Origin of the sequence: Pseudomonas sp. B21-053 (genome assembly GCF_026016365.1) — a bacterium.
In the GTDB taxonomy this organism is placed as follows: domain Bacteria; phylum Pseudomonadota; class Gammaproteobacteria; order Pseudomonadales; family Pseudomonadaceae; genus Aquipseudomonas; species Aquipseudomonas nunensis.
In genome coordinates this window covers 1997768-2023468 of sequence record NZ_CP087205.1, presented here as the reverse complement: position 1 = coordinate 2023468, position 25701 = coordinate 1997768, and the positions used below count along the sequence as shown (strand labels likewise).

The window sequence follows — 25701 nt, the reverse complement described above, 5'->3', positions numbered from 1 at the left end:
CATCGCCGGTTTTTTTTCGCCTGTGAAAAATCAGGTAAGCTGCGCGCCTTTCACAATTCCCACCGTGAGGCTTTCAACGTGTTCGTAAAAGCGCTTCGTGTCGGCCTTGGCCAACTGATCATCTTTATCGACTTCATCACCCGTCCGGGCAAAAAACAGCGCCCGGCCGAGGCTCAGGCTCAGGTCAACTCCGCCGCCAAGGACCTGACCCTGTATCAGTTCCACGCCTGCCCGTTCTGCGTGAAAACCCGCCGTACCCTGCGCCGCTTGAACGTGCCGGTGGCGTTGCGCGATGCGAAGAACAATGAACAGGATCGCCAGACCCTGCTGGACCAGGGCGGCAAGATCAAAGTGCCGTGCCTGCGGATTGAAGAGAATGGCCAGACCACGTGGATGTATGAGTCCAAAGTGATTATTGATTATCTGGATAAGCGGTTTGCGGCGGTCTGATGGGTTTGCGGTGTGATTGAAGGCCTCTTCGCGGGCAAGCCTCGCTCCTACAAGGATTGGCGGCGTGCGCGAATAATCGTGGTCAACTCGCCCCCGTAGGAGCGAGGCTTGCCCGCGAAGGCGTCAGCTCAACCACCACAAAATCCAGACAAAAATAAACCGGCCCCTGAGCCGGTTTATTCATTTCTCCCCTCCCCTCAAGCCGCTTCCGCCACCAGCGCCTCTCTCACCACCGCCGCCAATCGCTTCAACCCTTCATCCAGCCGCGCCGGATCAATGTGACTGAAATTCAGCCGCAGGTGCCCAGGATGATTGTCCGGGTCCGGAAAGAATGGCTCCCCCGGCATAAACGCCACATCCGCCGCCAGCGCGGCCTTGAGCAAGGTCCGGGTGTCCAGCGGTTGCTTGAGTGTCAGCCAGAAAAACAGCCCGCCTTGCGGCACGTTCCAGTCCGCCAGATCGGAGAAATGCGTTTCCAGCGCTGATTGGAATGCATCCCGACGCACCCGATAGAAGTCCCGCAGTTCGCTGAGGTGCTGCTGGAATTTCTCGGTGCCGATCCATTGCAGCGCCTGCCACTGCCCCACGCGATTGGTGTGCAGATCCGCCGACTGCTTGAGTTTCAACAAGTGTGGGAACAGGTCCGGGCTGGCGATCAGGTAACCGACCCGCAGCCCCGGCAACAGGGTTTTGGACACGGTGCCGGTGTAGATCCAACTGGCCTTTTTCAAGCGACTGACAATCGGCGTGGCACTGCCACCGTCGAAGGTCAGCTCGCGGTACGGTTCGTCTTCGATCAGCGTGACACCGAATTCGTCCAGCAACGCCGCCACCGCATCGCGCTTGGCTTCGCTGTAGCGCACCGCCGACGGGTTCTGGAAGGTCGGGATCAGGTAAATGAAAGCGGGTTTGTGCTGTTCCAGGCGCGCACGCAACTGAGCCAGATTCGGGCCGTCGGCTTCCTGCGGCACGGTGATGCAGTCGGCGCCGAACAGCTGGAAAATCTGCAACGCCGCCAGATAGGTTGGCGCTTCGAGCAGGATCTCGGTGCCTTTGTCGATGTAGAGCTTGGCCGCCAGATCGAGGGTTTGCTGAGAGCCGCTGACCACCAGCACCTGACTTGCCTCGCAAGGCACACCCAACGCCCGCGCCTCTGCGGCCAGGGCTTCGCGCAACGCAGGCTCGCCTTCGCTCATGCCGTATTGGCCCATGGACAGCGGCATGTCGGCCCATTCGACTTTCGGCAGCATGGCTTCGGCCGGCAAGCCGCCGGCGAACGACATCACCTCCGGGCGCTGGGCTGCAGCGAGGATTTCACGGATCAAAGAACTTTTAAGGCGCGAGACACGTTCGGAAAAAGCCATGGGGTCACCGGTAGCGAGGCCTGAGGAAAATGAGTCAAACTGGTTGACCGAAATTACGACAGCTTGAGCGGATACGTCAATATGCTTGACCTTAAAAACCCCACGACCCAGCAACACGCCATGGAAGCGTTTTTCTTCGGCTATCAGGCGTTCACCGCCAAGGCTGACGAAATGCTTGAACGGCGTGGCTTGAGCCGGGTGCATCAACGCATCGTGTTTTTCATCGCCCGTTACCCGAACCTGAGCGTGAAGGAATTGCTCGCGCTGCTCGGCGTGACCAAGCAGGCGCTAAACATGCCGTTGCGGCAATTGGTGGAAATGCATTTGGTGGAGAGCGTGGCTTCAGAGACCGACAAGCGTAAGCGGCTGCTGGAGTTGACCGAGGATGGCGCGCGGTTCGAGCAGTCATTGCGGCGTGAGCAGGTGAAATTGTTGGAGCGGGTGTTTGCCGAGGCTGGGGAGGCGGCGGTGGATGGGTGGTTGGCGGTGAATCTGGCGTTGGGGAAAAGCCAAGTGACCGCGGACTAAGCGGACTGTCTGTTGGATTTTTATGAATTGATCTGGCGCCTTCGCGAGCAAGCCCGCTCCCGCAGGTGATCGGGTTCCTTCAGGGGAATGCGGTCGAGTGTGGGAGCGGGCTTGCTCGCGAAGGCGCCCGACCAGGCGATATATCCCTATCGCCAAACTTTTCGTCGACAAAATCAAAAACATTATTTGCTTTATTTGTATACAAAAGCATAATCCACTTCGTGCGAGTTCCTGACCAAGAGGTCAACAAATTCGCAAGTGCCTCAAAGGGCCGCTGCCACCCTCATGGGTCCGGCCCTGGAAATAAAAATAAAACTCTTGAGGAGTACTCGCTGTGGAAAGCCGCAAATCCGAAGCCCCGTCGCTGGATCTCTCGCCGCCGTTACGCAATGGCTGGCTGGAGCGCATCTTCAAACTCTCCTTGCACGGCACCACGGTGAAGACCGAGCTGATTGCCGGTCTGACAACCTTCATCACCATGGCTTACATCATCTTCGTCAACCCGAACATCATGGCCGACGCCGGCATTGATCACGGCGCCGCGTTCGTCGCCACGTGCATCGCCGCCGCGCTGGGTTGCCTGTTGATGGGCCTGTACGCCAACTGGCCGGTCGGCCTGGCGCCGGGCATGGGCCTCAACGCCTTCTTCACCTACACCGTGGTCGGCACCATGGGCTACAACTGGGAAACCGCCCTCGGCGCGGTGTTTGTCTCCGGCGTTTTGTTCATGATCCTGACCTTCTCCAAGATCCGCGAATGGCTGCTCAACAGCATTCCGGTCAGCCTGCGCTACGCCATGGGCGCGGGTGTCGGGCTGTTCCTGGGGATCATCGGCCTGAAAACCGCCGGCATCGTCGTCGACAGCCCGGCGACCCTGATCAAGCTTGGCTCCCTGCGCGAACCCGGCCCGCTGCTGGCCGCCATCTGCTTCCTGATGATTGCGGTGCTCAGCTACCACAAAGTCTTCGGCGCGATTCTCATCAGCATCATCACCGTGACCCTCGCCGGTTGGGGCCTGGGCCTGGTGCACTACGAGGGCATCATGTCCGCCCCGCCAAGCCTGGCGCCGACCTGGATGGCCATGAACGTGGCTGGCGTATTCAACGTCAGCATGATCAGCGTGGTGCTCGCGTTCCTTTTCGTGCACATGTTCGATACTGCCGGCACCTTGATGGGCGTCGCTCAGCGCGCCAATTTGGTGAACGCTGACGGCCGCATCGAAAACCTGTCCCGCGCCATGAAAGCCGACAGCGCTTCCAGCGTATTCGGGGCGGTGGTCGGTGTTCCGCCAGTAACAAGCTATGTAGAAAGTGCCGCGGGTGTAGCCGCTGGTGGTCGGACTGGTCTTACCGCAGTGACCGTAGGTGTGCTATTTATTGCCGCGATGTTCTTCGCACCGCTGGCTGGCATGATTCCCGCTTACGCAACCGCCGGTGCGCTGATTTATGTAGCGATGCTGATGATGAGCGGCATGGCGCACATCGAATGGGATGAAGCGACCGACAGCATTCCGGCGATCGTCACCGCGATCATGATGCCGTTGACCTTCTCGGTCGCCGACGGTATCGCGCTGGGCTTCATCACTTATGTGGTGTTGAAGGCCGGTACCGGTAAGTACAAGGAAATCTCCGTCAGCTTGTGGGTGCTCTGCGCGATCTTCATCGCCAAGTTCGTTTTCTTGTAAGCGGTCATAGCTTCAAACAGCCTCACCCCGTCGGGTGGGGCTTTTGCATATTTGGAGGAAAGTGATGAGTCTGGAAACCTGGCTGCTGTTCAGCGGCGCTGCGCTGGTGGTGATCCTGATCCCGGGGCCATTGTCTTTGCTGATGATCAGCAACAGTTTGAATTACGGATTGCGCCGTTCTTACCCGGCGTTTCTCGGTGGAGTGATTGCCTCGATTTGCTTGCTCAGTGCCTCGGCATTGGGTCTGGGCGCCCTGCTGCTCGCGTCGGAACAGCTGTTCAGCGCGCTGAAGATTGTCGGCGCTCTGTACCTGTTCTACCTCGCCTGGCAGAGCTGGCAGCAATCGCGTCTGCCATCAGTCGGTGCCGAAGTGCCCCAGGCTGCGCCAGTGCCGCGTTTTCGTGCGCTGTTTGGTCGCGCGTTCGTGCTGGGTGCGAGCAATCCGAAAGACATCCTGTTCTTCGCCGCTTTCCTGCCTCAATTCTTGAGCGCCGAACAACCGTTCCTGCCGCAGTTGCTGGTGATGATTACCACCTGGACCGTGCTCGATCTGCTGTGCAAGTTGGCTTATGGGCTGGGCGCGCATGGCGCGGCGCGGTATCTGCGTACGGGCAAGGGGCAGAGTTGGTTTAACCGGATCAGTGCCGGGTTGTTCAGTGGTGCGGGTGCGGCGTCGTTGTTGAGCCGTTAAGCGCAAAAGATCGCAGCCTCGTTGCACTCGACAGCTCCTACAGGGGAATGCGTTTCCATGTAGGAGCTGCCGAAGGCTGCGATCTTTTGACTTTCCCAAGGGCAAAAAAAAGCCCGCAGTGTGGGCGGGCAAAAGACCAAAGAAGCTTTATGCGCAGATTCTTGGGGGAGTCTAGCTTCCTCTGTAGGTCGAATAGCTATACGGCGAAATCAGCAACGGCACATGGTAGTGATCCTGCTCGGCAGAGATGCCGAACCGCAGCACCACCACATCCAGGAACGCCGGCTCCGGCAGCTGAACGCCACGGGCGCGGTAGTAATCGCCCGCATGAAACTGAACCTGATAGACCCCGGAACGGTAGTCATCGCCTTGCAGCAACGGAGCATCGACACGGCCATCGCTGTTGGTGATCGCACTGGCGACCAATTCCAGTTGCGAGCCTTCAACGCGGTACAACTCGACCTTGATCGAGCTGCCCGGGCAACCGTGTGCAGCGTCCAAAACGTGTGTAGTCAAACGTCCCATTGATTCTGCGCGCCTGCCTGCATACCGCAGTCAGGCCTCGCGCCTCCCGAAGTCAGTTGAAAGGAGACCGCACCGTTTCGGAGCACGAAAAGCTGCGGCGAGCGACTGATTAAGACACTTTTCAAAAAAATTGTACACAATAAAAACGACATTTTTATCCTGACCACCGCCATTTCGCGATTCACGGCGAATCTGACCACAAACCATGCCTACAGCGGACCTTCTATCCATTAGCTGACCAGTCAGGCAGGTTTCTTGCAGTAGCATCCTTTCATGACAGTCAGTGAAAAATGCAAAAATTCAGGCTTACAAAGTGGATATAAAGTTGTATACAATCAGCCCATCGCTGTGACGCCAGCCTGTCATCTGATCGCCAGGCCGCCACACAAACCTGTCAACGAATAAGAAGGAAGACTGCAGTGAGCGCTGACTACCCACGCGACCTGGTCGGTTACGGCAGTAACCCTCCGCACCCACACTGGCCGGGCAATGCCCGCATCGCCCTGTCCTTCGTGCTCAATTACGAGGAAGGTGGCGAGCGCAATATCCTGCACGGCGATAAAGAATCCGAAGCCTTCCTCTCGGAAATGGTCTCGGCGCAGCCACTGCAAGGCGCGCGCAACATGAGCATGGAATCCCTTTACGAGTATGGCAGTCGCGCCGGCGTGTGGCGGGTGCTGAAGCTGTTCAAGGAATTCGACATCCCGCTGACCATCTTCGCCGTCGCGATGGCCGCCCAGCGCCACCCGGACGTGATCCGCGCGATGGTCGAGGCCGGCCACGAGATCTGCAGCCACGGCTACCGCTGGATCGACTATCAGTACATGGACGAAGCCCAGGAACGCGAGCACATGCTCGAAGCGATCCGCATCCTCACCGAACTCACCGGCGAACGCCCATTGGGCTGGTACACCGGCCGCACCGGCCCGAACACCCGTCGGCTGGTGATGGAAGAAGGTGGCTTTCTCTACGACTGCGACACCTACGACGACGACCTGCCCTACTGGGAACCGAACAACCCGACCGGCAATCCGCACCTGGTGATCCCGTACACCCTGGACACCAACGACATGCGCTTCACCCAGGTCCAGGGTTTCAACAAGGGCGACGATTTCTTCGAATACCTGAAAGACGCGTTCGATGTGCTGTACGCCGAAGGTGCCGAGGCGCCGAAGATGTTGTCGATCGGCCTGCACTGCCGCTTGATCGGCCGTCCGGCGCGTCTGGCCTCGCTCAAGCGCTTTATCGAATACGCTAAAAGTCATGAACAGGTGTGGTTCAGCCGTCGCGTCGACATCGCTCGCCACTGGCACGAAACCCACCCGTACCAAGGGGCTGCCAAATGAGCACCTTTCAAACCCTGAAACCGTCGAGCCTGAACCGCGATGCATTCGTCGCCGCGTTCGCCGACATCTACGAACATTCGCCATGGGTGGCCGAGAAGGCCTTCGACCTGGGCCAGGACGCTTCGATCGACCAGATCGAAACCCTGCACCAGCGCATGAGCGACATCCTGTTGAGCGCTGATCACGCAAGCCAACTGGCCCTGATCAACGCTCACCCGGACCTGGCCGGCAAAGCCGCCGTCCAGGGCCAACTGACCGAAGCCAGCACCAATGAACAAGCGGGCGCCGGTATTCACCAATGCACGGCCGAAGAGTTCCAGCGCTTCACCGAGCTGAACGACGCCTACAAGGCCAAGTTCAAGTTTCCCTTCATCATGGCGGTAAAAGGCAGCAACCGGCATCAGATCCTCGCGGCGTTCGAAACGCGCATTCACAACTCGGCAGATACCGAATTCAAATGTGCGCTGGCAGAGATCAACAAGATCGCCCTGTTCCGTTTACTGACCCTATAGCGAGCCTGGCCCGAGAAACCTCATGAACGCTTGCGTTTCCCAGGGCCCTGCAAGCATCCCAAGCCAACTTATTAAAGGCAGACAAGAAGAATGAAAGCTTACGCCGTACCTTTCGAGAAGTTCGTCAACCTGGCCGACGCCCGCCTGGGCACCAAAATCATCTCGGTCACCGATGACTGGTTCGCTGATGCCAACCGCCTGTTCCAGCCAACCCCGGCTGTGTGGAAAGAAGGCGTGTTCGATGACAACGGCAAGTGGATGGACGGCTGGGAATCGCGCCGCAAGCGCTTCGAAGGCTATGACAGTGCCGTGATCCGCCTGGGTGTAGCGGGCTCGATCAAAGGCGTGGACATCGACACTTCATTCTTCACCGGCAACTACCCGCCGTCGGCCTCCCTGGAAGCCTGTTTCCTGGCTGAAGGCGAACCGACCGAAAACACCCAGTGGGTTGAAGTGCTGTCGGCCGTCGAGCTGCAAGGCAACAGCCACCACTATCACGAAATCAATAACGACCAGGCGTTCAGCCACCTGCGCTTCAACATCTACCCGGATGGTGGCGTAGCGCGTCTGCGTGTGTACGGCGTGCCGCACCGCGACTGGTCGGCTGTGGGCGACAACGAGCAGATCGACCTCGCTGCAGCCTTGAACGGTGGCCGCGCCCTCGCCTGCTCCGACGAACACTTCGGTCGCATGAGCAACATCCTCAACCCGGGCCGTGGCATCAACATGGGCGACGGCTGGGAAACTGCACGTCGTCGTACGCCGGGCAATGACTGGGTAATCGTCGCCTTGGGTCATGCCGGCGAAGTCGAGAAAGTCATCGTCGACACCCTGCACTTCAAGGGCAACTACCCGGACACGTGCTCGATCCAGGGCGCCTTCGTGAAGGGCGGCACCGACAGCCAGATCGAAACCCAATCGCTGTTCTGGCGCGAACTGCTGCCAGCGCAGAAACTGGAAATGCACGCCGAACACACCTTCGCCGAGCAGATCAAGGCCCTGGGCCCGATCACCCACATCCGCCTCAATGTGTTCCCGGATGGTGGTGTGAGTCGCTTGCGCGTATTGGGCAAGGTCGCTAAGTAAGCGGCGCGGCCATTCGCGGGCAAGCCTCGCTCCTACAGGTATCACTGACCGTAGGAGCGAGGCTTGCCCGCGAAGGCGCCAGATCAAACAACACAGAACTCAACGAAAAGAAGACCAGCATGCGCACACTGACGATTGAACCGCTGACCAAAGAAGCCTTCGCCCCTTTCGGTGACGTGATCGAAACCGACGGCAGCGATCACTTCATGATCAACAACGGTTCGACCATGCGCTTTCACAAACTGGCGACGGTGCAAACCGCCACGCCAGAGGACAACGCGATCATCAGCATCTTCCGCGCCGACGCGCAGGACATGCCGCTGACCGTCAGCATGCTGGAGCGTCACCCGCTGGGCAGCCAGGCTTTCATTCCGCTGCTCGGCAACCCCTTTCTGATCGTGGTCGCGCCACTTGGCGATGAACCTGTATCAGGCTTGGTCCGCGCCTTCGTTACCAACGGCAGGCAGGGCATTAATTACCATCGCGGCGTTTGGCACCATCCGGTGCTGACGATCGAAAAGCGGGATGACTTCCTGGTGGTTGATCGCAGTGGCACAGGCAATAACTGCGATGAGCATTTTTTCAAAGAGGATGAGCGTTTGATCCTCGCCCCCCACCAATAAGAGAAGGTCTGATCACTCGACAACAGAGTGACAGGCGAGAGGTAAAGACTGTGGAAGCACATCTGTTGGAATGGCTGAACCTGAGCGTGCGCTGGGTTCACATGATTACTGGCGTGGCCTGGATCGGTGCGTCGTTCTATTTCGTCTGGCTGGAAAACAACCTCAATCGGGTCAACCCGAAAAGTGGTCTGGCGGGCGATCTGTGGGCGATCCATGGCGGCGGTATCTATCACCTGGAAAAATACAAACTGGCTCCACCGACCATGCCGGACAACCTGCACTGGTTCAAATGGGAAGCCTACTTCACCTGGATGTCAGGGATCGCGCTGCTGTGCGTGGTGTTCTACTCCAACCCGACGTTGTACCTGCTGGCACCGGGCAGCACCCTGAGCGGTCCTGAAGGCGTGGCCATCGGTATCGGCTCGCTGTTCATCGGCTGGTTCATCTACTCCTTCCTCTGCGACTCGGCCCTGGGCAAACGCCCTGCCCTGCTGGGTTTTATCCTGTTCGTGCTGATCATTGGCGCCGCTTACGGCTTCAGCAAAGTGTTCAGCGGTCGGGGTGCGTACCTGCACGTCGGCGCGATCATCGGCACCATCATGGTCGGCAACGTGTTCCGCATCATCATGCCGGCGCAACGCGCACTGGTCGCGGCGATTGCCGAGAACCGCACACCCGATCCGGCACTGCCGGCCAAAGGTTTGCTGCGTTCGCGGCACAACAACTACTTCACCTTGCCGGTGCTGTTCATCATGATCAGCAACCACTTCCCGAGTACCTACGGCAGCCAATACAACTGGCTGATCCTGGCCGGGATCGCGGTGCTGGCGGTGTTGGTGCGTCACTACTTCAACACCCGTCACGACAGCCACAAGTTTGCCTGGACCCTGCCGGTCGCCGCTGTCGGCATGATCAGCCTGGCCTACGTGACTGGCCCGGCACAGATGCCGAGCGCACCGGAAGTGGCCAAGGCGCCTGGCACCATCGAGTACCAGCCGTTGCCGGAAACCGCCCTCGGCGGTGGCGCCAAACCTGCTGAAGCCAAGCCTGCCGCGCCTGCCGCTGCACCGGCCCAGGCTTCGAACCAAGGCCCGGCGTTCGACAAGGTGCACAGCGTGATTCAGGAACGCTGCGCCGTGTGTCACTCGGCCAAACCGACCAGCCCGCTGTTCAGTGCAGCCCCGGCCGGCGTGATGTTCGACACCCCGCAACAAATCCAGCAATTGGCCCCGCGGATCCAGGCGCAAGCCGTCGCCAGCCAGATCATGCCACTGGGCAACATCACACAGATGACCCAGCAAGAGCGTGACCTGATTGGTGCCTGGATCAACCAGGGAGCCCAGACCAATTGATTCACCGTTAAAAGCTTCGCGGGCAAGCCTCGCTCCTACAGATATGCAGTGTCCCTGTAGGAGCGAGCCTTGCCCGCGAAAGCGTCGGGCCAGTCAACAGAGATGTTGAATGTCATGGCCTCTTCGCGAGCAAGCCCGCTCCCACAGGTTTGCCTGTTGCACAAAATCACAAGAATAAAAAAGATCCGAGGTGTTGCATGTCCGAGCTATCCGAAGCGCGCATCCCCGACGCACCCGCCATTCAGCGTTTGCCCCTTTTGCAACTGATCCTGGTCGGTCTGCAACATGTTCTGCTGATGTACGGTGGCGCCATCGCGGTGCCGCTGATCATCGGACAGGCCGCTGGCCTGAATCGTGAAGAAATCGCCTTCCTGATCAACGCCGACCTGCTCGTCGCCGGTATCGCCACCATCGTGCAGTCTCTGGGCATCGGCCCGATGGGCATTCGAATGCCAGTGATGATGGGCGCGAGTTTCGCCGCGGTCGGCAGCATGGTGGCCATGGCCGGCATGCCGGGTATCGGCCTGCAAGGGATCTTCGGCGCAACCATCGCCGCCGGATTCTTCGGCATGCTGATCGCGCCGTTCATGTCCAAAGTCGTGCGCTTCTTCCCGCCGCTGGTGACCGGCACGGTCATCACCTCGATCGGTTTGTCGCTGTTCCCCGTCGCCGTGAACTGGGCCGGCGGCGGTGCTGGCGCGACGCAATTCGGTTCCCCGATCTACCTGGCCATCGCCGCGCTGGTGCTGGCCACCATTCTGTTGGTCCATCGCTTCATGCGCGGTTTCTGGGTCAACATTTCCGTGCTGATCGGCATGTGCCTGGGCTACGTCGTCTGCGGGCTGATCGGCATGGTCGACCTCAGCGGCATGGCGCAGGCGCCGTGGCTGCAGATCGTCACCCCGCTGCATTTCGGCATGCCGAAGTTTGAACTCGCGCCGATTCTTTCCATGTGCCTGGTGGTGGTGATCATCTTCGTCGAGTCCACCGGGATGTTCCTCGCCCTCGGCAAAATCACCGACCGCGAAGTCTGCCCGCGCATGCTGCGTCGTGGTCTGCTGTGTGATGCCGCCGCCTCGTTCTTCGCCGGTTTCTTCAACACCTTCACCCACTCCTCCTTCGCGCAAAACATCGGCCTGGTGCAGATGACCGGCGTGCGCTGCCGCTCAGTGACCATCGTCGCCGGTGGCTTGCTGGTGGTGCTGAGCCTGCTGCCGAAAGCCGCGTTCCTGGTGGCGTCGATTCCGCCGGCGGTACTCGGTGGTGCGGCGATTGCGATGTTCGGCATGGTCGCTGCCACCGGGATCAAGATCCTGCAAGAAGCCGACATCGGTGACCGTCGCAACCAGTTGCTGGTGGCGGTGAGCATCGGCATGGGCCTGATCCCGGTGGTGCGTCCGGAGTTCTTCGCGCACCTGCCGATGTGGATGAGCCCGATCACCCACAGCGGCATCGCCATGGCCACCTTGAGTGCGCTGGCGTTGAACCTGCTGTTCAACATTCTCGGCGGTAGAGAACGCGCAGCCATCAACGACTGCCACGCTCACCAGCATTGATCAAACCTGTGACATGGCTGCCTTGTGGCAGCCAGCAACTGCCTGCGCCTCAACAATAAAAACAAGAGGAAGCAACAGATGATTTCTACTCTCTCAAGCCTGTCGTTCAACGACGCCAGGCCCACTACCGCTAACCGTGCCCCAAACCTGTCGTCGGTGCGCTGTTGCGGGGCACTTGAGACCTGGCCAAGGAGTCAGTATTCTCCGCGACCGCCCGAATCTGGTCTAAAAAAAAGCCCGGATTTAATTCCTGACCAAAAAGCCAACTTATCCCGGCTCTGGCCAGTACCAAGGCACCCCCGAATCGCTCTCAATCGACTGTTTTCGAACAGCCGAACGGGAGTTTTTTTGCTTTTCGAAAGCCTTGGCTCAGCTCTTGCTAACAGCATCAAAGCTGACCGATTGGATGAATTTTTACAGCAGCAACAAAAGGCGCCACACCAGAGCGCCGACCTAAGAAAAAAAACGTGGAACCACCTACTTTTTGGGAGCAACCGAATGAAACGTACGTGCACCAGCCTGATGCTTGCGGGATCTTTGCTGGCCGGGGGCCAGGCAATGGCCGGCGACCTGCTGCAATGGCAGAACAACAGCCTGACCTACCTGTATGGCAAGGACTTCAAGGTCAACCCGCACATTCAGCAGACCGTCACCTTCGAGCACGCCGATGGCTGGAAGTACGGGGATAACTTCTTCTTCGTCGACAAGATCTTCTACAACGGCGACAAGGATTTCAACGTCGGCCCGAACACCTATTACGGTGAGTTCAGCCCACGTATTTCCCTCGGCAAAGTCCTCGACCAGAAGATCGAGTTCGGCCCGATCAAAGACGTCCTGCTGGCGATGACTTACGAGTTCGGTGAAGGCGATACCGAGTCCTACCTGATCGGCCCTGGCTTCGACCTGGCGATTCCTGGCTTCGACTACTTCCAGCTGAACTTCTACCAGCGTCACACCGAAGGCCCGCGTGCGGGTGACAACGTCTGGCAGATCACTCCAGTGTGGTCCTACACCATTCCGGTGGGCGACTCGAACATCCTGATCGACGGTTTCATGGACTGGGTGGTCGACAACGATTCCAACTCCCACGGCGACTACCACGCCAACCTGCACTTCAACCCACAGGTCAAATACGACTTGGGCAAGGCGCTGAATTTCGGCGAGAAGCAGTTGTACGTCGGTGTGGAATACGACTACTGGAAAGACAAGTACGGGATCGACGACACCCGTGCGTTCACCACCAATCAGAACACCACGAGCTTCCTGGTGAAGTTCCACTTCTGATGAGCTGAACCGCAGCTGCTGTCCGCCACGTGCGCATCCGGGGTGGGGAGTGGTTGTGGTCTTTTGTTTTTCAGCGGCAAGATCAAAAGATCGCAGCCTTCGGCAGCTCCTACAGGGATCGCATTCCAATGTAGGAGCTGCCGAAGGCTGCGATCTTTTGCTTTAAACCAACCCAAGAAACCGACACAACTCATCCCGCTTGGCCAACGCATCCCGTCGCCCGAGATCAATCAACTCGCTGCAATACCCCGCCTCGAACAGCAGATAACTCAGCACCCCCGCCCCACTCGTCTTGGTCGCCCCCGGTCCGCGCAGGAACAGGCGCAGCGCCGCCGGCAATTCCTGGCGATGTCGCGCGGCGATTTCGTCGATTGGCTGGCTCGGTGAAATCACCAACACCTCTACCGGCGCCACGCCCAACGCACGGGTCGGCGTACCGTCCGGCATCAGGTGGCTGAACTGGTTGAGTCGTTGCAACAACTCGATATCGCTTTCCAGGCTGTCAATGAACGTGCTGTTGAGCATGTGCCCACCGATCTGCGCCAAGGTCGGCTGCTGGCCGGTGTAGGCACGTTGCAGCGGTTGTTCCGGGTCGACCCCGCGCGGATTGCCGCTGACACCCACCACCAGCACCCTGCTCGCGCCCAAGTGCAGCGCCGGGCTGATCGGTGCCGACTGACGCACCGCACCATCGCCGAAAAACTCCTCGCCGATTTTCACCGGGGCGAACAACAGCGGAATCGCCGAACTGGCGAGCAAGTGGTCAACGGTCAATTGGGTCGGCACGCCGATCCGGCGATGGCGCAACCAGGCGTCGATGGTGCCGCCGCCCTGATAAAAAGTGACGGCCTGACCGGACTCGTAACCGAACGCAGTCACCGCAACCGCTTGCAACTGCTTTTGCGCGATGGCCTCGGCGATGCCGTGCATTTGCAGTTTGTCATTGAGCAGGTCACGCAGCGGCGAACTGTTGAGCAACGCCACCGGCACTTGCGCGCCGATGCCGAGCAAACTGTGGCTGACGAAGCGGCTGGCCTGATGGATCACCCCCGGCCAGTCGCTGCGCAGCACCAGATGACTGCGAAAACCCTGCCAGAACGCGGTCAGGCGTTCGATAGCACTGCGGAAGTCCAGCGCGCCACTCGCGAGGCTGACCGCGTTGATCGCCCCGGCCGAGGTGCCCACAATCACCGGAAACGGATTGTCCGCCCCCACCGGCAGCAATTCGGCAATCGCCGCCAGCACCCCCACCTGATACGCCGCCCGAGCCCCGCCGCCGGAAAGAATCAACCCTGTAACCGGTTCAGCTGGGCTCATCGCAACACTCCATGGTGCCTAAAGGGATCGCTGGTTCAACCGCGTTTTGCGTACAACTTGGGCTCGCCCGGCGGACGGCTCTTGAAGCGCCGATGGGCCCAGAGGTATTGCTCCGGGCATTCGCGCAAGGCGCCTTCGACCCACTGGTTGATGCGAATGCAATCCGCCTCGTCGGTCTCGCCGGGGAAGTTATCCAGTGGCGCGTGAATCACCAGCCGATAACCGCTGCCGTCCGCCAATCGTTCCTGGGTGAACGGCACCACCAGCGCCTTGCCCAAACGGGCGAATTTGCTGGTAGCGGTGACTGTCGCAGCCTGAATACCGAACAACGGCACGAAGATGCTTTGCTTGGCGCCGTAGTCCTGATCCGGTGCATACCAGATTGCCCGGCCGGCGCGCAGTAACTTGAGCATGCCGCGCACGTCGTCGCGCTCCACCGCCAACGAGTCAAGGTTGTGCCGCTCACGGCCACGTCGCTGGACAAAGTCGAACAACGGGTTTTTGTGTTCGCGGTACATGCCGTCAATCGTGTGCTGCTGCCCGAGCAGCGCCGCGCCGATTTCCAGGGTGGTGAAATGCAGGGCCATCAGAATCACGCCCTTGCCGTCGCGCTGGGCTTTTTTCAGATGCTCCAGGCCTTCGACATGCGCCAATTTGGCCAGACGCTTGCGCGACCACCACCAACTCATGGCCATTTCGAAGAAAGCGATGCCGGTGGAGGCGAAGTTTTCCTTGAGCAGACGCTTGCGCTCGGCAGCGGTTTTTTCAGGAAAACACAGTTCGAGATTGCGCTTGGCAATGCGCCGTCGGTCGCCGGCCACTCGATACATCAGCGAGCCCAGGACACGACCGATAAACAGCAATGCCGGATACGGCAACTGGACAATCAGCCACAACAGCCCCAGCCCGCACCACAGCGGCCAGAAACGCGGAGAAAGAAATGCTGTACGAAAACGCGGGCGATCCATTAAAGGTTCCGGAAAGACAATGGCCGCGCATTCTACATCGTTCGACCCGGCTTGCGGCTCGCGGGCGTTCTCGTTATAAGTCTCGGCACTTTTAGTGACAAGCCGTTGTATGCCGACCATGAGCCAAACCGAACCGCTAGACCAAGATCCCGTGTTCCAGTTGAAGGGCAGCATGCTCGCCATTACGGTGCTGGAGCTGGCCCGCAACGACCTCGAGACCCTCGATCGGCAATTGGCCGCCAAGGTCGCCCAGGCGCCGAATTTCTTCAGCAATGCGCCGCTGGTGCTGGCCCTGGACAAACTTCCGGCCAGTGAAGGCGCCGTTGATCTGCCGGGCCTGATGCGCGTTTGCCGTCAGCACGGCCTGCGCACCCTGGCGATCCGTGCCAGCCGCATCGAAGACATCGCCGCCGCCATCGCCGTCGACCTGCCGGTGCTGCCGCCGTCCGGCGCCCGTGAGCGTGCGCTGGACCCGAACGAAGGCGTGGTGGTGAAAAAACCGGAAAAACCACCGGAGCCAACCGTCAAACCGACGAAGATCATCACGTCGCCAGTACGTGGTGGCCAGCAGATCTATGCCCAGGGTGGCGATTTGGTAGTGATTTCCTCGGTCAGTCCGGGGGCGGAACTTCTCGCCGATGGGAACATCCATGTATACGGCCCGATGCGCGGTCGTGCACTGGCCGGGGTCAAAGGCGACTGGAAAGCCCGGATTTTCTGTCAGCAAATGAGCGCTGAACTGCTGTCCATCGCCGGCCATTACAAGGTTTCCGAGGACCTGCGACGCGATCCGTTGTGGGGCTCGGGCGTACAAGTCAGCCTGTCGGGCGACGTGTTGAACATCATTCGGCTTTAACGGATACTGCCGCATTTTCCAAGCATCTCTAAAACGTAGCGAAAACGGCTCAAACGAAGTAGGAAAAAGGCCGAAAGCAGTGTTTACCGAAGGTACGCGCCGCCCAGGACCGGATTCCAGCCAAGGCTGTCCGACTGCAGTAGTTTTTCAAGAGATGTTTTTCAGGGGCTAAAAGTCCTTTTTCCTTAGGGGTGAAACACCTTGGCCAAGATTCTCGTGGTTACATCCGGCAAGGGTGGTGTGGGTAAGACCACCACCAGCGCCGCTATCGGTACCGGCCTCGCACTGCGCGGTCACAAAACAGTTATCGTCGACTTCGACGTCGGTTTGCGTAACCTCGACCTGATCATGGGTTGCGAGCGCCGCGTGGTGTATGACTTCGTCAATGTGGTCAACGGCGAAGCCAACCTGCAACAAGCCCTGATCAAAGACAAGCGCCTGGAAAACCTCTACGTACTGGCCGCCAGTCAGACGCGCGATAAAGACGCGCTGACCGTCGAAGGCGTGGAAAAAGTCCTGATGGCGTTGAAAGAAGATTTCGACTTCGTGGTCTGCGACTCCCCGGCCGGCATCGAGAAAGGTGCTCACCTGGCCATGTACTTCGCTGATGAAGCGATTATCGTGACCAACCCGGAAGTGTCCTCGGTACGTGACTCGGACCGCATGCTGGGCCTGCTGGCCAGCAAGTCGCGTCGCGCCGAACGCGGTGAAGACCCGATCAAGGAACACCTGCTGTTGACCCGCTACAACCCGCAACGCGTCAGCGACGGCGAAATGCTCGGCGTTGAAGACGTGAAAGAGATTCTGGCCGTGACCCTGCTGGGCGTCATTCCGGAGTCCCAGGCGGTGCTGAAAGCCTCCAACTCGGGCGTGCCTGTAATTCTCGACGACCAGAGCGATGCCGGTCAGGCATACGGCGATGCGGTCGACCGCCTCCTTGGCAAAGAAAAGGAACATCGTTTCCTCGATGTGACGAAGAAGGGCTTCTTCGAGCGCCTGTTTGGAGGTAAATAATGAATCTTTTTGACTTCTTTCGTGCCAGTAAAAAGGTTAGTACCGCGTCGGTAGCGAAAGAGCGTCTACAGATCATCGTGGCGCATGAACGCGGCCAGCGCAGTACCCCGGACTACCTGCCAGCCTTGCAGAAGGAACTGGTGGAAGTGATCCGCAAGTACGTCAATATCGGGTCCGATGACGTGCACGTCGCCCTGGAAAACCAGGGTAGCTGCTCGATTCTGGAACTCAATATCACCCTGCCAGATCGCTAGTCGATCCAGCGGGAGCCACGGCGGCTCAGGCCTGCGCCCCGTGTAGGAGCGAAGCTTGCTCGCGAACCCAGGCAACTCGGTGTATTTGACACACCGAGTTGACGCGATTCGCGGGCAAGCCTCGCTCCTACAGGGGGCGCTGGGTTCTGAGCCGCCGTTGGCGTTTGTTACGAGGCTGTTTTAATGCCGTTGTCCAATGTCCATATCCTCCATCAAGACGACGCCGTCCTGGTGGTGAACAAACCGACCCTGTTGCTCTCCGTCCCTGGCCGGGCCGATGACAACAAGGACTGCCTGATTACCCGTCTGCAGGAAAACGGTTACCCGGAAGCGCGAATCGTCCATCGGCTGGACTGGGAAACCTCCGGCATCATCCTGTTGGCCCGTGACCCGGATACCCATCGCGAACTGTCTCGGCAATTTCACGACCGCGAAACCGAAAAGGCCTACACCGCCCTGTGCTGGGGTCAGCCGGAACTGGACAGCGGCAGTATCGACTTGCCCCTGCGCTACGATCCGCCGACCAAGCCACGCCATGTGGTGGACCACGAATTCGGCAAGAACGCCCTGACCTTCTGGCGCGTGCTGGAACGTTGCGGCGACTGGTGCCGCGTGGAACTGACGCCGATCACCGGCCGCTCCCATCAGTTACGCGTGCACATGCTGTCCATCGGTCATCCGCTGCTGGGCGACGGGCTGTACGCCCACGAACAAGCCCTGGCGGCCTGGCCACGCCTGTGCTTGCACGCCAGCATGTTAAGTTTCACCCATCCTCAAACCGGCGAACGCTTGCGCTTCGAATGTCCGGCCCCGTTTTAAGCGCTGCCTGAGCAGTTGCCCGCTTTAAAAGGATCCCCATCCGGATGAGTTTTAGCGATTTTCTTGAAACACCCGTCAAAAAAACCCGTCACCAACTGCTTTACCTGATCTACGGCGATCAGGATGTTTACCGGCGCGAAGCCAAGTTCAGCATCCTGACCGCACTGTCCCACGTGAAAAATGCGAAATTCCCACGCATCCGGATTCTTACGGATCGCCCTCAGGACTATGCCGGCTGGCCGGTAGAAACCGTGTTCCTGAGCCAGGACATCCTGACCCGCTGGCAGGGCGAAAACGGCTACCTCCATCGGCGCAAGGCCTGCGCCATTGCAGCCGGCCTGAAGCTCGCGGAAAAGACCCTGTTCGTCGATACCGACACGCTGTTCACCAGCGACCCGAACCGGGCCTTTCGCAAGATAAAGCCCGGCCAGTACCTGATGGATCGCTTCGAGTACGACTGGCAATACGTCTGCGAGCGCCCCGAATATCAGAAACTCGGTAAGTGCCTGGACGCCCACGGCGTCACCCCGGACAACGGCTTCAAGCTGTACAACAGCGGTTTGTGCGGCGTGACCCAGCGCGATGGCCCCCTCCTCGACGAATCCATCCGGTTGATCGACGAATGGACCCGGGACGGTTTCGATATCCACACCATCGAACAGATTGCGTTGTCGTTCGCCATGCACGGCAAACCCGTAGGGGAAGCGAAAAAGTACATTTATCACTACTTCGCGGAGAAGCGTTTCTTCCACGCGATGCTGGCTTATTTCTTCGATCGGCATGGCGAACAGTTCAACCTTGAGCTGATCGAGCTGTGCCGCGATGTGCCACGGATCAAACCGTTCCCATCGTCGTGGCAACGGCTGAAAATCAAATGGAAGTTGCGCAACCAGAGCGGCGCCCTGCGCAAGGTCGGGCGTGACCTGTTGTATGGCAGCGCCGCACCCGAGGGCCCGTACTATTCGGCCTGCCGTCATGAATGGTGGGAATGCGCCACACGGGAGATTCTGCGTTGGGACCAGAGCCGTCAGAAAAAGCTGCTGAGCACCCGCAGTCTCTGGCCGGAGCAACTGCCCAAACCGGAAAAACCCGAAGATGAACGGGTGATCATGCAGTACCTGAAAAAACGCGTCGCGGCCGCCGGTTGATACCGGCGGCACATGTCGTGCCCAAAGCCCCAGGCCAATACGTTAAACTGCCGCCCATTGCTGTCTGGAGTTTCTTATGCGCGAAGAGTTGAACCAAGGCCTGATCGACTTCCTCAAGGCCTCCCCTACCCCGTTTCATGCCACTGCCAGCCTTGTTCAGCGCCTGGAAGCGGCGGGTTTTTCGCGTCTCGACGAGCGCGAGCCGTGGACCATCGAAAGCAGCGGTCGTTACTACGTCACCCGTAACGACTCATCAATTGTCGCATTCAAGATGGGCCGTCATTCGCCCCTGCACGGTGGCATCCGCCTGGTCGGCGCCCACACCGACAGCCCGTGCCTGCGGGTCAAGCCGCAACCGGAACTGCAACGCCAGGGCTTCTGGCAACTGGGTGTCGAAGTCTATGGCGGTGCGTTGCTGGCGCCGTGGTTCGACCGCGACTTGTCCCTGGCCGGCCGCGTGACCTTCCGCCGCGACGGCAAGGTCGAGAGCCAGTTGATCGACTTCAAGGCGCCGATCGCCACCATTCCCAATCTGGCGATTCACCTCAACCGTGAAGCCAACATGGGCTGGGCGATCAACGCCCAGACTGAATTGCCGCCGATCCTCGCGCAATTTGCCGGTGACGAGCGCGTGGACTTCCGTGCTGTGCTCACCGACCAGCTCGCCCGCGAACACGGCCTCAACGCCGACGTGGTGCTCGACTACGAGCTGAGCTTCTACGACACCCAAAGTGCGGCGGTCATCGGCTTGCATGGCGATTTCATCGCCGGCGCGCGCCTGGACAACCTGCTGTCGTGCTACGCCGGTCTGCAAGCGTTGCTGACCACCGAAACCGACGAAACCTGCGTGTTCGTGGCCAACGACCATGAAGAAGTCGGTTCCTGCTCAGCGTGCGGTGCTGACGGCCCGATGCTTGAACAGACGTTGCGTCGCGTGCTGCCTGAAGGTGATGAATTCGTACGCACCATTCAGAAATCCCTGCTGGTCTCGGCGGACAACGCCCACGGCGTGCACCCGAACTACGCTGAAAAGCACGATGCCAACCACGGCCCGAAACTCAACGCCGGCCCGGTGATCAAGGTCAACAGCAACCAGCGCTACGCCACCAACAGCGAAACCGCCGGGTTCTTCCGTCATCTGTGCATGGCCGAAGAAGTGCCGGTGCAGAGCTTCGTGGTGCGCAGCGACATGGGCTGCGGCTCGACCATCGGCCCGATCACCGCCAGTCACCTGGGCGTGCGCACCGTGGACATCGGCCTGCCGACCTTCGCCATGCACTCGATCCGCGAACTGTGCGGCAGCCACGACCTGGCACACCTGGTCAAAGTGCTGAGCGCGTTCTACGCCTGCCGCGAGTTGCCGTAACCGCTGTAGGGGCTGATAGGACTGGTAGGAGCTGGTAGGGCTGGTAGGGCTGGTAGGAGCTGGTAGGAGCTGTCGAGTGAAACGAGGCTGCGATCTTTTGATCTTGTTTCTAAAAAAGCAAAGTCAAAAGATCGCAGCCTCGTTTCACTCGACAGCTCCTACACAGCTCCTACAAGCTCCTACAAGTTCATACCATCTCCTACAATTTGATTATCCATTCCGACAAGGCAGTCACCCATGATCTCGATGTCTTCGTTCCACGCCATGCTGATCCCCATTCTCACCGGGATGATCATGTTGGCCATCGGCTTTAACTTCCGTGACAAGAATGCCGGCGTCTTCGCCATGTGGCTCGGCATGCTGTTGATCCTTGCCACGGTTGTTTACAAGATCCTGGCCAAACTCAACGAATAAATCCGCGCGCCCGCTCGCATTGATTTTGACGGGCTCGTACACTCGGCCGATCCGCTCTTCCCGAGGTTGACCGCCTAGTGTTCGCTCGTCTTTTCGCCCTGCCGTATTTCCTCCTTGTCTGCCTCATGACGCTGCTGCCGATGGCGCCTGCCCAGGCGGTCAGTTTGCCGGGGCTGCTGAATAACTCGGCGAAAACCCAGCCCGAAGCCCAGGAACCCCTGGGGCAATCCCTCGACGAAGTCATCAAGTCCCTGGAAAACGACCAGCAGCGCACCAAGTTGCTGGCCGACCTGAAGAAACTGCGCGACGTCACCAAAAAGGCTCAACCGGCCTCCGAAGAAGGCGTACTCGGCCTGATCGGCGGCACCCTGGCCAGTTTCGAAAAGCAGTTTTCCGGGGTCGACAGCCCGATCACGCGCTGGTCCGACGAGTTCGATCTGGCCAAGGAAGAGCTGTCAGCACTGATGCTGCCGGCCAGTGAATGGCTGCCGATCATCTTTGCCTTCGCCATGATCCTGATGGTCTGGAGCCTGCTCGCCGCCGCGCTGATCTGGGTCAGCCATCGGGTGCGCATGCGCTTCGGCTTGACCGAAGAACTGCCGCAACACCCCAAGGCCCTCGACATGCTGCGTTTCGCCTTGCGCAAACTCGGGCCGTGGCTGATTGCACTGGTGATGACGGTCTACATGACCTACGCGCTGCCCTCGTCCCTGGGCAAAAGCCTGGCGATGGTGCTGGCCTATGCGCTGGTGGTCGGCACCTGCTTCTCGGCGATCTGCGTGATTGCATTCTCTGTGCTCGACGGGCCGCACCGCCATCGCGCCTTGTACATCCTGCGCCACCAGGCCTTCCGGCCGCTGTGGCTGATCGGCAGCTTCGCGGCGTTCGGTGAAGCGCTGAGCGATCCGCGCCTGGTGGCCAGCCTCGGCAGCCATCTCGCGCACACCGCCGCGACCATCGCCAATGTGCTGGCGGCGCTGTCCACCGGGTTGTTCATCCTGCGTTTCCGCCGGCCGATCGCGCATTTGATCCGCAACCAGCCCTTGTCCCGGCGCCTGACCCGCCGTGCCCTGAGCGACACCATCGATATCCTCGGTACCTTCTGGTACGTGCCGGCGCTGGTGCTGGTGTGCATTTCGCTGTTCGCCACGTTCATTTCGGCGGGCGATACCAGCACCGCGTTGCGCCAGTCGCTGATCTGCACCGTGCTGCTGGTGTTGTGCATGGTCATCAACGGATTGGTGCGCCGCCACTCGCTCAAACCGCAGCGCGGGGTGAAGCGCCACGCGCTGTATTCGGATCGCCTGAAAAGCTTCTGCTACACCCTCGCCCATCTGTTTGTGTGGCTGGTATTCATCGAACTCGGCCTGCGGGTCTGGGGCATGTCGCTGATTGCCTTCACCGAAGGCGAAGGGCATGAAGTCAGCGTCAAGTTGTTCAGCCTCGCCGGCACGCTGATTTTCGCCTGGCTGATCTGGATCCTCAGCGACACCGCCGTGCACCACGCCCTCACTCGCTCGCGCAAAGGCCTGGCGAATGCCCGGGCGCAGACGATGATGCCGCTGATCCGCAACGTGCTGTTCGTGGCGATCTTCATCATTGCGCTGATCGTCGCGCTGGCGAACATGGGTATGAACGTCACGCCACTGCTGGCGGGGGCCGGTGTGATCGGCCTGGCCATCGGTTTCGGCGCGCAGTCGCTGGTTGCCGACTTGATCACTGGCTTGTTCATCATCATCGAAGACTCCCTGGCCATCGACGACTACGTGGACGTCGGCGGCCACCTCGGCACCGTCGAAGGCCTGACCATTCGTACCGTGCGCCTGCGGGACATCGACGGCATCGTCCACACCATTCCGTTCAGCGAAATCAAAAGCATCAAGAACTACTCCCGGGAATTCGGCTACGCGATCTTTCGGGTGGCGGTGCCCTACAACATGGAAATCGACGACGCGATCAAACTGATGCGCGAAGTCGGCCAGAAGATGCGCACCGATCCGCTGCAACGGCGCAACATCTGGTCGCCGCTGGAGATTCAGGGTGTGGAGAGTTTCGAGTCTGGCAGCGCGATCCTGCGCGCCCGGTTCAAGACCGCGCCGATCAAGCAATGGGAAGTGTCGCGGGCGTTCAACTTGTCGCTGAAGCGGCATCTGGATGAGGCGGGGCTGGATCTGGCGACGCCAAGGATGAGTATTCAGGTGGTGACGGCGGGTGGCGGCCCTCAGAAAGAACAGGAGTGACTGGGCGGGCCTCTTCGCGAGCAGGCTCGCTCCCACAGGGGAATGCATTTCAAATGTGGGAGCGAGCCTGCTCGCGAAGGGGTCGACACGGTCGAGCAGATAAGCCCGGCCAGTCAAACCACATCCACCCCCACATGAATCGCATCATGCCGCCAAAACTCCAGATCACAATCGATCAGCCGCTCATGCTGATCGTAGTTAACCCGGGCAATCCGCAACCCCGGGCTCCCCACCGACACCCGTAAAGCCGCCGCCGCATCCACCGACAACGACGTCGGCACGATCTCGAAGCGCACCCGCCCGTAGTGCAAATCGTAGTGCCGCGCGTACAGCTCGGTAATCGACTGATTCAAATCAAAGTCCAGAATCCCCGGGAAAAACTGCGGATTCAGATAGTGCTCTACATACAACACCAGTCGCCCATCGATGCGCCGGGCCCGGCATATCTGGATCACGCTCGACAACGCCGGCAACTGCAACCACGCACACACCGCCGCCGACGCCGGTTGCAGGCGCGCGGAAATCACTTCCGTAGAAGGCACTCGCCCCTGGGCACTGACCATCGCGTGAAAGTGGCTGCGCTGCATCAAGTTGTAGGCCAGGCGCGGCGGCGAGACGAACCAGCCACGGCGCTCCTCGCGATAAATCTGCCCCTGTGCTTCCAACTGCAACAGCGCCTCACGCACAGTAATCCGCGTGGTACCGAACAACTCACTGAGCTTGCGCTCGGCCGGCAACTTGCTGCCCGCCGCCAACAAGCCGTGGTCGAGCTGCTCTTGCAGCACCTGGCCAATCGCTGTCACCGCTTTTGTTGCCTCGTCGCGCATCAACGTTACCTATCTGGACTAGACCAGCACTGTTTCGGGGCAGAACCGCACGGTAAAACCCGCTTATCCAACATTCTGCAAGCCTAGGCAGTGCAGATGACTGAGAGATGACAGCTGCCAAACGGTCATCCCGAATCTGCCTGCAAACCTTGCAATACATCGGCCAAGTCCCTTGCCCTGCGGGCGTTTAACCATGGTCTACGCTTACCGGGCACCCGCCAATTCCGGGCAAATAAAAGTCCTGTTCGGCGACGATCGACATGAAAGTGTCATGCAGCCCCCTTAAATTGGCTCAGGTATTGCTGACCTAGACCAACACAACCGCAATCGCAGCGTTGAAAACGCCCAAAGGAGCTTCGGATGAAACAGCTTTTCCTGGCATCACTGTTAGGCTCGACCATTGCCATGTGCACCGCCGCCATGGCTGCTGATACGGATTTGAAAACTTTGGAAGCCGCTGCGAAAGCGGAAGGCGCCGTCAACAGCGTCGGCATGCCCGATGACTGGGCCAACTGGAAAGGCACCTGGGATGACCTGGCCAAGAACTACGGCCTGAAACACATCGACACCGACATGAGCTCGGCCCAGGAAATCGCCAAGTTCGCCGCTGAAAAAGACAACGCCAGTGCCGACATCGGCGACGTCGGTGCCGCCTTCGGCCCGATCGCGGTCAAGCAAGGCGTGGTGCAACCGTACAAGCCAAGCACCTGGGCACAGGTCCCGGACTGGGCCAAGGACAAGGACGGCAACTGGGCGTTGGCCTACACCGGCACCATCGCATTTATCGTCAACAAGAAGCTGCTGCACGGTTCCGAAGCACCGACCAAATGGGCTGACCTCAAGACCGGCAAATACAAAGTCTCCATCGGTGACGTGAGCACCGCCGCCCAGGCCGCCAACGGTGTACTGGCTGCAGCGCTGGCCAACGGTGGCGACGAGAAGAACCTGCAACCTGCCCTGCTGCTGTTCGCAGACATCGCCAAGCAAGGTCGTCTGTCGATGGCCAACCCGACCATCGCCACCATGGAAAAAGGCGAGATCGAAGTCGGCGTGGTCTGGGACTTCAACGGCCTGAGCTACAAAGCCAAGATGGCCAACCCGGATGACTACATCGTGCTGATCCCGTCCGACGGCTCGGTGATTTCCGGCTACACCACCATCATCAACAAATACGCGAAGAACCCGAACGCCGCCAAGCTGACCCGCGAATACATCTTCAGCGACGCCGGCCAGATCAACCTGGCGCGCGGCAACGCCCGTCCAATCCGCGCCGAACACCTGCAACTGCCGGCCGAAGTCAAAGCCAAGCTGCTGCCGAACGAGCAGTACAAAGGCGTGACCCCGATCAAGGACGCGGATGCGTGGGAAAAAACTTCCAAAGCCCTGCCGCAGAAGTGGAACGAAGAAGTCATCGTCGAAATGAAGTGATGCGGTAGCCCTTCAATTGACGGGCTAATGGAGATCCCTGTGGGAGCGA

General features: G+C 59.6%; 25 protein-coding genes. 20 read left to right on the top strand and 5 right to left on the bottom strand.

Going from position 1 to position 25701, the window contains the following annotated elements; genetic code table 11:
- The first annotated feature begins 78 nt into the window (after window positions 1–78).
- Window positions 79–450: a glutathione S-transferase N-terminal domain-containing protein gene (locus LOY68_RS09290; protein ID WP_054048702.1), complete on the top strand. Its 372-nt coding sequence runs from the start codon at window positions 79–81 to the stop codon at window positions 448–450.
- A 197-nt stretch (window positions 451–647) separates the two neighbouring features.
- Here LOY68_RS09290 and LOY68_RS09285 read toward each other — a convergent pair whose 3' ends face one another.
- A complete protein-coding gene (locus LOY68_RS09285; protein ID WP_265044254.1) occupies window positions 648–1814 on the bottom strand; it encodes a PLP-dependent aminotransferase family protein in 1167 nt (388 codons plus the stop codon).
- Between the two features lie 81 nt (window positions 1815–1895).
- Here LOY68_RS09285 and LOY68_RS09280 point away from each other — a divergent pair, with 81 nt between their 5' ends.
- The 3 genes from LOY68_RS09280 (at window position 1896) to LOY68_RS09270 (ending at window position 4717) form a co-directional block, all read left to right on the top strand.
- Window positions 1896–2342: a MarR family winged helix-turn-helix transcriptional regulator gene (locus LOY68_RS09280; protein WP_265044253.1), complete on the top strand. Its 447-nt coding sequence runs from the start codon at window positions 1896–1898 to the stop codon at window positions 2340–2342.
- A 334-nt stretch (window positions 2343–2676) separates the two neighbouring features.
- The gene (locus LOY68_RS09275; protein ID WP_163909163.1) at window positions 2677–4026 is read left to right on the top strand and encodes an NCS2 family permease; all 1350 of its coding nucleotides are present in this window, start codon (window positions 2677–2679) and stop codon (window positions 4024–4026) included.
- 64 nt (window positions 4027–4090) lie between these two features.
- Window positions 4091–4717: a LysE family translocator gene (locus LOY68_RS09270; RefSeq protein ID WP_265044252.1), complete on the top strand. Its 627-nt coding sequence runs from the start codon at window positions 4091–4093 to the stop codon at window positions 4715–4717.
- Between the two features lie 171 nt (window positions 4718–4888).
- Here the strand turns inward: LOY68_RS09270 and uraH are convergent, their stop codons facing one another.
- Window positions 4889–5242: a hydroxyisourate hydrolase gene (gene uraH / locus LOY68_RS09265; RefSeq protein ID WP_010456673.1), complete on the bottom strand. Its 354-nt coding sequence runs from the start codon at window positions 5240–5242 to the stop codon at window positions 4889–4891.
- Between the two features lie 419 nt (window positions 5243–5661).
- Here uraH and puuE point away from each other — a divergent pair, with 419 nt between their 5' ends.
- From puuE to LOY68_RS09230, 7 genes are all read left to right on the top strand, one after another.
- Window positions 5662–6588 carry an allantoinase PuuE gene (gene puuE / locus LOY68_RS09260; protein ID WP_265044246.1) on the top strand — a complete coding sequence of 309 codons (927 nt, stop codon included), beginning with the start codon at window positions 5662–5664 and terminating at the stop codon, window positions 6586–6588.
- On the top strand, window positions 6585–7100 hold the full coding sequence (gene uraD / locus LOY68_RS09255; RefSeq protein ID WP_054048714.1) for a 2-oxo-4-hydroxy-4-carboxy-5-ureidoimidazoline decarboxylase: 516 nt from the start codon (window positions 6585–6587) through the stop codon (window positions 7098–7100). The genes puuE and uraD overlap by 4 nt, the downstream gene beginning before the upstream one ends.
- 90 nt (window positions 7101–7190) lie before the next feature.
- A complete protein-coding gene (alc, locus tag LOY68_RS09250) occupies window positions 7191–8186 on the top strand; it encodes an allantoicase (RefSeq protein WP_054048716.1) in 996 nt (331 codons plus the stop codon).
- A 119-nt stretch (window positions 8187–8305) separates the two neighbouring features.
- The gene (locus tag LOY68_RS09245) at window positions 8306–8809 is read left to right on the top strand and encodes an ureidoglycolate lyase (protein ID WP_010456681.1); all 504 of its coding nucleotides are present in this window, start codon (window positions 8306–8308) and stop codon (window positions 8807–8809) included.
- 50 nt (window positions 8810–8859) lie between these two features.
- On the top strand, window positions 8860–10161 hold the full coding sequence (locus tag LOY68_RS09240) for a urate hydroxylase PuuD (RefSeq protein ID WP_054615676.1): 1302 nt from the start codon (window positions 8860–8862) through the stop codon (window positions 10159–10161).
- Window positions 10162–10358: 197 nt separating this feature from the next.
- Window positions 10359–11717 carry a nucleobase:cation symporter-2 family protein gene (locus LOY68_RS09235; protein WP_265044244.1) on the top strand — a complete coding sequence of 453 codons (1359 nt, stop codon included), beginning with the start codon at window positions 10359–10361 and terminating at the stop codon, window positions 11715–11717.
- A 498-nt stretch (window positions 11718–12215) separates the two neighbouring features.
- Window positions 12216–13001: an outer membrane protein OmpK gene (locus tag LOY68_RS09230; RefSeq protein ID WP_265044243.1), complete on the top strand. Its 786-nt coding sequence runs from the start codon at window positions 12216–12218 to the stop codon at window positions 12999–13001.
- 162 nt (window positions 13002–13163) lie between these two features.
- Here LOY68_RS09230 and LOY68_RS09225 read toward each other — a convergent pair whose 3' ends face one another.
- Window positions 13164–14318: a patatin-like phospholipase family protein gene (locus LOY68_RS09225; protein WP_163909159.1), complete on the bottom strand. Its 1155-nt coding sequence runs from the start codon at window positions 14316–14318 to the stop codon at window positions 13164–13166.
- Between the two features lie 35 nt (window positions 14319–14353).
- Window positions 14354–15286 (bottom strand): lipid A biosynthesis lauroyl acyltransferase, encoded by a 933-nt coding sequence (locus LOY68_RS09220; RefSeq protein WP_054049608.1) that lies wholly within the window; start codon window positions 15284–15286, stop codon window positions 14354–14356.
- Between the two features lie 118 nt (window positions 15287–15404).
- Here LOY68_RS09220 and minC point away from each other — a divergent pair, with 118 nt between their 5' ends.
- From minC to LOY68_RS09180, 8 genes are all read left to right on the top strand, one after another.
- Complete coding sequence (minC, locus tag LOY68_RS09215) at window positions 15405–16142, top strand: septum site-determining protein MinC (RefSeq protein ID WP_265044240.1); 738 nt, start codon at window positions 15405–15407, stop codon at window positions 16140–16142.
- Between the two features lie 201 nt (window positions 16143–16343).
- Window positions 16344–17156: a septum site-determining protein MinD gene (gene minD, locus LOY68_RS09210; RefSeq protein ID WP_054049606.1), complete on the top strand. Its 813-nt coding sequence runs from the start codon at window positions 16344–16346 to the stop codon at window positions 17154–17156.
- Entirely contained in the window at window positions 17156–17410 is a 255-nt protein-coding gene (gene minE / locus LOY68_RS09205) for a cell division topological specificity factor MinE (RefSeq protein WP_007898843.1), read from the top strand. The genes minD and minE overlap by 1 nt, the downstream gene beginning before the upstream one ends.
- 183 nt (window positions 17411–17593) lie before the next feature.
- Window positions 17594–18229, top strand: a complete 636-nt coding sequence (locus LOY68_RS09200; protein WP_054615679.1) for an RluA family pseudouridine synthase — start codon at window positions 17594–17596, stop codon at window positions 18227–18229.
- 44 nt (window positions 18230–18273) lie between these two features.
- Window positions 18274–19377: a hypothetical protein gene (locus tag LOY68_RS09195; protein WP_163909158.1), complete on the top strand. Its 1104-nt coding sequence runs from the start codon at window positions 18274–18276 to the stop codon at window positions 19375–19377.
- Window positions 19378–19453: 76 nt separating this feature from the next.
- Complete coding sequence (locus tag LOY68_RS09190; RefSeq protein ID WP_163909157.1) at window positions 19454–20743, top strand: M18 family aminopeptidase; 1290 nt, start codon at window positions 19454–19456, stop codon at window positions 20741–20743.
- Window positions 20744–20980: 237 nt separating this feature from the next.
- A complete protein-coding gene (locus LOY68_RS09185; protein ID WP_177331444.1) occupies window positions 20981–21157 on the top strand; it encodes a hypothetical protein in 177 nt (58 codons plus the stop codon).
- Between the two features lie 77 nt (window positions 21158–21234).
- Window positions 21235–23397, top strand: coding sequence for a mechanosensitive ion channel family protein (locus tag LOY68_RS09180; RefSeq protein ID WP_163909156.1), 2163 nt, complete (start codon window positions 21235–21237; stop codon window positions 23395–23397).
- 113 nt (window positions 23398–23510) lie between these two features.
- On the opposite strand, the gene LOY68_RS09175 is transcribed toward LOY68_RS09180, so the two are convergent.
- A complete protein-coding gene (locus tag LOY68_RS09175) occupies window positions 23511–24224 on the bottom strand; it encodes a UTRA domain-containing protein (RefSeq protein WP_054049597.1) in 714 nt (237 codons plus the stop codon).
- A gap of 360 nt (window positions 24225–24584) precedes the next feature.
- On the opposite strand from LOY68_RS09175, the gene LOY68_RS09170 reads away from it, so the two are divergent.
- Window positions 24585–25652 carry an ABC transporter substrate-binding protein gene (locus tag LOY68_RS09170; RefSeq protein WP_054049595.1) on the top strand — a complete coding sequence of 356 codons (1068 nt, stop codon included), beginning with the start codon at window positions 24585–24587 and terminating at the stop codon, window positions 25650–25652.
- Window positions 25653–25701 lie beyond the last annotated feature (49 nt).

Bases quoted from the DNA above. Each gene is read 5' to 3' on its own strand.
- LOY68_RS09175 (WP_054049597.1), bottom strand. From the start codon at position 24,224: ATGCGCGACGAGGCAACAAAAGCGGTGACAGCGATTGGCCAGGTGCTG.
- LOY68_RS09195 (WP_163909158.1), top strand. From the start codon at position 18,274: ATGAGTTTTAGCGATTTTCTTGAAACACCCGTCAAAAAAACCCGTCAC.
- LOY68_RS09235 (WP_265044244.1), top strand. From the start codon at position 10,359: ATGTCCGAGCTATCCGAAGCGCGCATCCCCGACGCACCCGCCATTCAG.
- minC (WP_265044240.1), top strand. From the start codon at position 15,405: ATGAGCCAAACCGAACCGCTAGACCAAGATCCCGTGTTCCAGTTGAAG.
- LOY68_RS09285 (WP_265044254.1), bottom strand. From the start codon at position 1,814: ATGGCTTTTTCCGAACGTGTCTCGCGCCTTAAAAGTTCTTTGATCCGT.
- uraD (WP_054048714.1), top strand. From the start codon at position 6,585: ATGAGCACCTTTCAAACCCTGAAACCGTCGAGCCTGAACCGCGATGCA.
- LOY68_RS09230 (WP_265044243.1), top strand. From the start codon at position 12,216: ATGAAACGTACGTGCACCAGCCTGATGCTTGCGGGATCTTTGCTGGCC.
- minE (WP_007898843.1), top strand. From the start codon at position 17,156: ATGAATCTTTTTGACTTCTTTCGTGCCAGTAAAAAGGTTAGTACCGCG.
- LOY68_RS09270 (WP_265044252.1), top strand. From the start codon at position 4,091: ATGAGTCTGGAAACCTGGCTGCTGTTCAGCGGCGCTGCGCTGGTGGTG.
- LOY68_RS09225 (WP_163909159.1), bottom strand. From the start codon at position 14,318: ATGAGCCCAGCTGAACCGGTTACAGGGTTGATTCTTTCCGGCGGCGGG.
- LOY68_RS09280 (WP_265044253.1), top strand. From the start codon at position 1,896: ATGCTTGACCTTAAAAACCCCACGACCCAGCAACACGCCATGGAAGCG.
- alc (WP_054048716.1), top strand. From the start codon at position 7,191: ATGAAAGCTTACGCCGTACCTTTCGAGAAGTTCGTCAACCTGGCCGAC.
- LOY68_RS09170 (WP_054049595.1), top strand. From the start codon at position 24,585: ATGAAACAGCTTTTCCTGGCATCACTGTTAGGCTCGACCATTGCCATG.
- LOY68_RS09185 (WP_177331444.1), top strand. From the start codon at position 20,981: ATGATCTCGATGTCTTCGTTCCACGCCATGCTGATCCCCATTCTCACC.
- LOY68_RS09245 (WP_010456681.1), top strand. From the start codon at position 8,306: ATGCGCACACTGACGATTGAACCGCTGACCAAAGAAGCCTTCGCCCCT.
- uraH (WP_010456673.1), bottom strand. From the start codon at position 5,242: ATGGGACGTTTGACTACACACGTTTTGGACGCTGCACACGGTTGCCCG.
- LOY68_RS09220 (WP_054049608.1), bottom strand. From the start codon at position 15,286: ATGGATCGCCCGCGTTTTCGTACAGCATTTCTTTCTCCGCGTTTCTGG.
- LOY68_RS09190 (WP_163909157.1), top strand. From the start codon at position 19,454: ATGCGCGAAGAGTTGAACCAAGGCCTGATCGACTTCCTCAAGGCCTCC.
- LOY68_RS09200 (WP_054615679.1), top strand. From the start codon at position 17,594: ATGCCGTTGTCCAATGTCCATATCCTCCATCAAGACGACGCCGTCCTG.